The organism is Cohnella luojiensis, from assembly GCF_004564235.1.
Taxonomy (GTDB): domain Bacteria; phylum Bacillota; class Bacilli; order Paenibacillales; family Paenibacillaceae; genus Cohnella; species Cohnella luojiensis.
Map to the genome: position 1 here is coordinate 1 of NZ_SOMN01000063.1, position 6734 is coordinate 6734.

Annotated in this window: 4 protein-coding genes; all 4 read right to left on the reverse strand. The window is 33.5% G+C overall.

Translation table 11 applies throughout. The features are described 5' to 3' along the window. Nucleotides 1-128: 128 nt before the first annotated feature. The gene (locus tag E2980_RS23420; protein ID WP_135154625.1) at nt 129-3176 is read right to left on the reverse strand and encodes an NACHT domain-containing protein; all 3048 of its coding nucleotides are present in this window, start codon (nt 3174-3176) and stop codon (nt 129-131) included. A 199-nt stretch (nt 3177-3375) separates the two neighbouring features. Further along, entirely contained in the window at nt 3376-4683 is a 1308-nt protein-coding gene (locus tag E2980_RS23425) for a DUF4365 domain-containing protein (protein ID WP_167747238.1), read from the reverse strand. A 247-nt stretch (nt 4684-4930) separates the two neighbouring features. Beyond that, complete coding sequence (locus E2980_RS23430) at nt 4931-5479, reverse strand: restriction endonuclease (protein ID WP_135154627.1); 549 nt, start codon at nt 5477-5479, stop codon at nt 4931-4933. A 198-nt stretch (nt 5480-5677) separates the two neighbouring features. Further along, nucleotides 5678-6373, reverse strand: a complete 696-nt coding sequence (locus E2980_RS23435; protein ID WP_135154628.1) for a hypothetical protein — start codon at nt 6371-6373, stop codon at nt 5678-5680. Nucleotides 6374-6734: the final 361 nt, after the last annotated feature.

Sequence of the window (6734 nt, forward strand, 5' to 3'; positions counted from 1 at the left end):
TCTTAAATGCTTCCGCCTCCAGCGATCAATCCATTGATTTAAAGCCCTTCCCCCTCCCCCCGTTTTTGTTTGTAATGCTTCGAAGAATCGACAAAATAAGCCCTTACATATGCAATAAAACGGCTTTATCATCGAGCAAATCCTAGAGATTTTTCTTCAAGTTTTGCAAGTTCAGTACTTGCAGATTCATTAGTGAAATATGGTACACGTCCATTGCTCCAAGATCCTCTGATAGGTAGATTTTGGTCAAATAGCTTTTTTGTATACTCAAATCGCCCCCGCGACGTTTGAAAAATCGATAGATGTTCTTCAATTAATCTTCTATCTATAAAATCTGTATGAAAAGATAACCTTTTAAGATTTTTTACATCCCTGTGATAAGAGATCCATCCTCTCAAAATAGTAACCATTAAAACAATAAAAATAGTGCATAATGCCAATAAAAAAAGAAAGCCGGTTACATAAACTGGTAGTTGCTCAACAACAGGTTTAATTATTACAAAAGGGACAGGAGAAAGAGCAAGAATCAACAATAAAATCCAATATTTTTTCTCCCAATTTTTTATTACTAGTGGAATATAAAATTTGATTTGATACCAAGGTATCATTAGCAGGATAAACAGTAGGAAAATTGAAAACATCAACCCACCACTAATATATGTTTCATTTGTGATTTGAAGCAGAATGGATAGTGGATCAATCTTACTTGGGTCAGTAAAATTACCTGAAAATGCAGATGTAATTATAATAAGAACCGCATTAATTCGTATAATATTGGGAATTTCCAGTATAGTAGGAGGAGATACATGCTTGCGGCTGCCAATTTCTATTAATAAAAAAATGGACTTGTATATTAGTGCTAATATACATAAAGCTATAATCATGGTTGGAGATACTATTAGAACACCGAACAACGTTGTCACTACAATTTGAATATCATAAACACGAGCTCGACAAAAATTAAGCACTGCATGGAACCCATTTGATAAACTCAAGGAAAATAGAAGATCCTTTTTCTGAATGTAAAAATCCACTGTCTGAATAGAATCAATGTAGCGCTTTAATCTATCCTGAAGTCGGTCGCTAAGTTCGGGTAAATGTCTGCATGACTTAAATGCTGTTTCGTTAATCCATTCATTATTATGATGAAATGATTTGATTATGACGTCGTCAATTTGCTCATTTTCTAATAATCCAACTGCTTCTACTGCAAGTTTAATTTCCAGCAGATTTTCTTTATTTTTTATTTGTTGATCTATAAATGTAGCCAATTTATTACGAAAACTTGAGATACACTCAAGACGTGATCGAAAAGCCTCAGTTAGAAAACGTAAACAGTGAATTCCTCTAATAAATTGAGAATCGCCGATTTGCACATTGCCAATAGTTATTTTTTCAATCTCGCTCCAACAAAAAAGGGCAATACGTTCGGCCTCTTTTTTATCGGCCAGTTCGCAATACAAAACAAGCACATCCCTCCAACGTGCATCATTTGCTATTGATTCGATATTTACTTCATTTGGATTTTCAATTAATCGTTTTGCAACAAAATATTCACTAAATCTTCGATGTACGAAGCTAAATCTTTTCTCATAGCTTGATCCAACTCTACCTAATCGATTACGAATAAGAATGTTTATAGTAGCTTCGACATTATAATCAGGCAAATTTTTAATAATCTCCTCAACAGGTGCTTCTAGTCCATATTTTGGGTTTGTAAACATAAACTCAGCTATAACTGATGAAGTTTCAATTACCTCTTCTTGTGTAACATGGTATTTCTCGTAATATTCCGTATTTTCTGCTAAACGATCATTAAGATAACTGGTAAATAACTCATATTGGTTCTCAGACAATTTATTTTGGTTATTATTCGCATAATTTGTTATAAGCGAGATAGTAAACGGGTTTCGAGCTAAAGGCACAAATTCTGGACGGTCCTTAAAAATTTTTTTTATAAGTTTGTCTGGAGAATAACTCAAACTATTCTCTAATGTTTGACGGATTTTACTTTCGGTAAATGGTCTAATCTCTAGTAATGCCTTTGCTTCTTGCGAAGAATCCGTTGGTTTTCGAAAATATCGAGATGCGAGTACCCCTCTAGAGTTATACGTGCCTCCAATGAATCTGTAAATCACATCCGACAATATACGAATGATTTGCGATGATTCGTTTGCATCTAAAACGGCTGGAATTTCATCGAATGAATCAAGAATAATAAAGAACATGCCATTTTCCAGCATAGGTTCGAAGTAGCGGTCGAGGAACTTTTCAGAGACACGATCCCAAAGGCGCTCCTTCAAGTTTTTGAGTACAAATTGATTAAGAGATTTGTAAATATCCGATGAAGAAGGGAGAGGTTCAACAGTGAGGTTATAAGGGATCTCCCATTCCTTTAGGTTAATATATATTGGTACTTTATTAGTTTGTGATACTTCATTAAGTAGTTTAAAACATAACTTTCTTAAAGCAAGACTTTTACCGGATCCAGGATCGCCTAGTAACAAAAAAATCTTGCTTTCAGTATCAGAACGCAAAGCTGCTAAAAGATCACATATTCTTTTTTCTTTTTTATTATTTTTAACAACAGCAACCTCTGCTTCAAGAGATGTGTAATACTGTTCATTCCAATTTAACTCTTTATTAAGTTTTTCTATATCATTTTTAAGTGAAATGCATAATTCATGACGTAAGTGCTTAAAATTTTTTTCCGGGAATTCATTTTCAACAGTTGCAGGTAATTCTCTCATTACTGTATTGTCTCTAGTGAAAAAATTAACGATAAATACTCCAATTAATACAAAAAGGAGAGTCCATTTGTATAGGTCTTCATTCGGCAGAGGTATTTCGTGAAAAAATGGAAAAATTCTCTGTAAAAATACATAGAGAGGTTTTAAAAGAACGGACTCTAAAATTGACCCCCATAACAATGAAGATGTTGCGACAAGAGAGACGATTCCTAATGATATTCTACGAATTAGTATGGTTCCGTACCCATGTGGCAGCCATATCGTCTTTGTTAACCACAAGATCAAAATAATCGCTACTGAAATCATAGGGAGTTTCTCGGTCCATGATGCAATTAATATGGACATTACAGAAATAATAAAAACGAAAGCAAACAAGCGTTGTTGACCAGTCATATGTTCAAAAAAAGACGGAAATCCTTTTCTCATGTAACTTCCTCCGGCGAAATGGATATATACTACGAGGGCACCTCTTAGTTGTGAGAAGCATTAACTAGATGATTTTCTAAAAACACACGTCCCATCTTTAGATAGCTTATATCGTAGGTCAAGGCAGCATATTAACTAAGTACGCATTCTTTGATTAATCTTTTGATAGCCGAGGGCGTAGAAGTTGTTGATCTAGACTTTATCTAATTTTACTTTTTTCATAATCATATATAGGGATTTGTTTAATAGCCCTTTCAATACAATTATTAATTAGCCAGGCTTCGTTCTGTTCATTTCGATCTGAATTAACCGAATACAGACCAAGATCATGGATAGCAGATATGAATTCGAGCAAGACCTTATCTAATTCTGTACAATCAAAAGGGGGATAACCACGTTCAGAAAATGCAAAATAATATTCATCTAATTGGGATTTATAAGTGTTCATATTTTTCTTTAGCGAGATGAAATCTATTTGATTTCTTTTATATAATCTAAAGCTCACCTGAATTGCAGATAAGATTCTATAAAAATTATCATAAGTAAATTCCGCCAACCTTAAGTACTGGCCTTTATTCATCGAATTATTTGGTATTAGATCAGAAAACATCTCGTGCATCGTTTCCCACTTGATACCTATTGAATCGATATATTCATCAGGTGATATAGTGTTCGGTTTGATTGATAGTTCTTCATTAATCCATTGAGTTCTACAAAACGGCAGTCCATGATTGATTTGCTTTATATCATTATAGAAAAACATAACGATTACATCACACGGCTTATGAATGTCATGAAAATTTGTTGTACTTGGATGTTCACTGTACAGTAGCTGCTCATTAATTTTTGGTATTAATACCCTCATTGCATCTTTAGAAGAGGAAAAAGAAGCTTCCACCAGTAGTTTTGCTGAAATTCTTTTTGCAATCGGGGTAGAAATATCTTCTTCAGCCACCAAAGTGTAATATCTTTGAAAAGTAAGAGATTTTCGAAGTTGTGTAATTTCATTTGTACCAGTGTACGCTATATTTTTTAAGTTTGACTCAAATGAAGCAGATGTAAATGATACAATATCATTAATTAAAAACTTTACTGTGACAAATGATATATTGCCTCTCCAAGAGGTATTTTCTCTGTCCAGTTTGTTATACAAGTAATATTGAACCCATAACCAATAGGCTTCTTTTGCATCAACATCGTAAAGTATTAGGACTACGGGTATATCACAAACATCACAAAAGTGCAGAAATTTTATTGGGCAAGGATAGGAAATAATTCCATCCTTGATACTGGTGCTGCTAATCGATTTAATCTGAACTTTTATAAATTTCCCTGAGGTTTGTCTATCCACAGGATCAAACACTTCAATTTCACCATCAATATCATTATCCTGAGACAAATCACGAAATTTCCATCCTAGTCTATTCAGATGGTAACTAAGATGAATCCTAGATTCTTCTTCATTTTGTTGATCATCTGTGTACACAGACCTTCTAATGTCATTCATTAAAAGCACCTCTATTTGTTCATACATTAGCAATTTCAATTACACTCTTGTACCTACAGCGTCCCACCAACTTAAGGCCATAAAGTCTCCAACTGCGCTTACGCAGTTAGTCAGTGCCAATGTGTCCGACAAATTATTTCTATTCTCTGCTATTGCCAATCACATTACATCCCGAACCAACATTTATCCCCTGCTGGATCGGGAACTGAATACCTCGAATTGTGAATAAGGTGCTCGACAAGGTTTTTCAATTTTTTACAAACACTAATACTTCGTTAAAGTTATCGATTATTTTACTTGTAAGACTTGTTTCACCTGTTGATTCAATCCATTTCATTGATACGTTACCTGATAAAATTCCAGGTACCTTGATTTTATTAGTAAAATCCCGACATCTTCTTTCATATATAAATTCATCATTTATTAGTCTTATAAGTGCTATATTATGAGCTTTTGCATAATTAATCGCACCTAATTGAAATGAACTGGATGAAATAATTATTCCTTTTTGGGCACCAATTGACTCAACTTTATCTTTGAGTATTTGGATATAGTCTCTTTTAATGGGATTCTTATGGTATTTACATTCAACGAGAACAAGGAAATTAACTCCTAATTCCTCAAATCTAATTGCTAAATCAATGTTATATTCACCATCAACCCCGCTAATATTTTCTCTGTGAGTAAAATCAGCGTGAGGATAGGACTCCTTAAATTTCCTTAAAACCAACATTTCAAATTGTTCAGGAGAAATTTTCGCTATTGGGTACATAAAATCTAATGGGTAGCTATCCATTCTTTATTTCTCCGTTCTTTTAACGTTCCTGAATTCACGAAGTCCCACCACACGATGCGTTAAAATAATGTGGCTATGTCCGGCTGAATCTGCTTCTGGACTACTGAAAATTCAAATTCGAATCATTTCTTTCTATATTCTGGACAAAGGGCAAATACTCCAATGCTTGAATATGGTGTTGGTAAAAATCATCTTCGATTAATCTATTTCTTTTTTCTTAATGCTCCTAATAACAGCATGATATGTAGCTAGATAAAAATGAAACATCCATGAATACCAGATGTTCTTATCATAATTACTTTTTTGATTTGGATTATGATGTCTCAAACTGAAATTATTTGCAATTTCAAAAAGTGCATTTTCATCTTTCTTATCCAGTATTTGCGATAATTTCTCTGTTTTCTTTAGCCATTCAAACACATTTGCAAGGTCTACCACCGCTTGTTTTCTTTCATTAATATCTAAATTTCTATTTTTCCATTTACTAATTGCATCTTTAACTTTTTCGTCAATATTTGAGTAATCATATTCAGGCACTTCTGCATTTAATATTTCTTCTAGCCCATGTTTACCAATTGCTTGAATTTCCCCATTAGATAATAACTCTAATCCTTCACCATAATCACAAATAATAAGATTCACTTCATCTCTAAACTCTTGTTTTCCTTGTTCTGCATCATAATCAATATAATCCTGATAGTTGAATCCTGTTTCGGTTGTTATATATTCCAATTCTCCTGGTTTGGAAATGTGATGGTATAAAAACTCAATAGTATCGAATATATTGTCTTCAGTAATGTCCGTCGGTTCCCACTTGTGAATAGGAAAAGGCATAAATCTTATTTCAATCATCGCTCGATGATTTGCATTCGTACATGTATTTTGAGAAATCATATCTAGATTTTCTTTAAAAAAGGATCTTTCTAAATAATAAAAGAATAAACTCTGTAACTGTTGATAGATTTGTTGAATTTCGACTTTCCTTGTTTTATTTCTAGATGAATAATAAGTTCTTCTAATGGTAATCGCCCTCTGTAAATTATTGTATTAACAGTACTTTACGATATCAGTGTTCGTATTGCTCAAAACAATACACTCACGAACAAGTGAACCACATTTATAGTTATATTATACCAAAACTTAGGGCAAGAAGGGCTTAATTTGTCGATTCTTCGAAGCATTACAAACAAAAACGGGGGGAGGGGGAAGGGCTTTAAATCAATGGATTGATCGCTGGAGGCGGAAGCATTTAAGA